The sequence below is a fragment of the Bacillus sp. 220_BSPC genome (genome assembly GCF_001054655.1).
Taxonomy (GTDB): Bacteria; Bacillota; Bacilli; order Bacillales; family DSM-1321; genus Peribacillus; species Peribacillus frigoritolerans.
In genome coordinates this window covers 1-1,903 of sequence record NZ_JVPL01000227.1, presented here as the reverse complement: position 1 = coordinate 1,903, position 1,903 = coordinate 1, and the positions used below count along the sequence as shown (strand labels likewise).

The 1,903-nt window shown below is 36.6% G+C and carries 1 protein-coding gene and 1 pseudogene; both read left to right on the top strand.

The features are described from left to right. Window positions 1-1,242 (top strand): annotated as a pseudogene (locus ADA55_RS30655) (IS3 family transposase); the annotation flags it as partial. 191 nt (window positions 1,243-1,433) lie between these two features. Beyond that, window positions 1,434-1,787, top strand: a complete 354-nt coding sequence (locus ADA55_RS28675) for an OsmC family protein (RefSeq protein ID WP_082162869.1) — start codon at window positions 1,434-1,436, stop codon at window positions 1,785-1,787. Window positions 1,788-1,903: the final 116 nt, after the last annotated feature.

The following is a 1,903-nucleotide window of genomic DNA, read 5'->3' as shown; positions in this document are numbered from 1 at the left end:
GATTCAAGGATGGGTTCGTTTATACCAAATTCAAGGAGCCGATGGATTTAAGAAATCCTATACAAGTTATTCTGCGGAGTTTAAAATGGATGTACTTAATTATATGAATGAAACGGGTATATCTTCTTACGACGCAGCCGCAAGGTTTAATATTTCATCTCCAGCGCTAATTCGGACGTGGAGAATAAATGTTAATGCCTATGGATTAGATGCCCTGATTTCTAAGAAAAAGGGGAGACCATCCATGAAAAAAGATATCAATCCATCCAAACAAATTGAAGGTTCGATTAAAGAGCTTGAAGAACGAATTAAACAACTGGAAATGGAGAATGCGTATTTAAAAAAGTTAAATACTTTAGTTCAAATGCAGGAAAAATTACAACCAAAATCAAAGCGCAAGTAATTTATGAACTAAAGTCCATTTATGAGGTCGTGGCCTTAATTAAAGTCGCTGATATTCCACGTAGCACGTACTATTATTGGGAAAAACGCTTGAATCGAGAAGATAAGTATTCGAAGGTAAAAGCCACTATTCAGTCTATCTATCATGAACATAAAGGACGTTACGGTTATCGTCGTATCACAAAAGAGTTAAAAAAATATGGGTTTTCTCACAATCCAAAGACCATCAACCGCCTCATGAATGAAATGGGCGTAAAATGTTTAGTCCGTATGAAAAAGTATCGTTCGTATAAGGGGCGTGTTGGTCGAATTGCCCCCCATATTTTACAACGTGATTTTCAAGCCGAGAAAATGAATCAAAAATGGGTAACAGACGTAACGGAATTTCATTTATTTGGGGAGAAACGTTACTTATCCCCTATCCTTGATTTATGTAATGGTGAAATTATTGCCTACAAAGTGATGAAACGGCCTGTTTATAAACTTGTTGGAGATATGTTAGATGAGGCGATTAAACACCTAAAACCAGAAGATACGGTCATCCTCCATTCGGATCAAGGGTGGCATTATTAAATGAAGAAGTATCAAAAAACCTTAAAAGATTCCCGTATTATACAAAGCATGTCCCGTAAGGGAAATTGTTTAGATAACGCAGTCATGGAAAACTTTTTTGGCTTGTTAAAGTCTGAATTGCTTTATCTCCAAGAGTTTGAAAGTATGGAGCACTTTGAAAAGGAATTAGATGATTATATTCATTACTATAACCACAAACGAATGAAGGTAAAATTAAAAGACCTGAGTCCGATACAATACCGAACTCAGGTCTTAGAAGCTGCTTAAATTATATGTCTAACTTTATTGGGTCAGATCATTTATTCCATACAGTTTTTTTATCGGGGAAGTTTAATATCCTTTTCGAATTATTCCCGCATAACGTAGTAGTGCTAATTGGACGGCAAAGCCTAATCGATTGTAGTCCCGCGAAGACAATGAATCGTCGATAAAAGGTATTTGGCCCTTCTGTCGAAGTAATAAATCCAGATTTCCACTCATCATACACCGGAGGTAGTGGTAACGGAGCAAATCCAAAAGAGGTTCTCGTAGCTTCTGTAACAACTTGTTATGCAGCAACACTGACATTTGTGCTTGAAAGCAGAAAACTTCCTGTGGCGGAACTTACAGTGAACTCTGAGGCAAGTATATCTGATAATGAGTTTAAAATTATCCATTATCCTCACATCGTTTTATCTGCTGGCGCGACAGAAGAACAAATTCAATCTGCACAAAGAGCGACAGAAGCCGCAGATAAAGGGTGCGATGTCGGAAATATATTGAAAAAAGCAGATGTTAAAAATGAAGTTCAAGGTAAAGTTTCTGTGAAATGATATGATTCACCCAAAGATGTAGAAATAATCACTTTTTTGTTCAAATTTATCGATCTTCCACAATGGAGGCATTATCTACAGTATGGAAAAAAGCCCAATTTCTCAATTTAATGCTG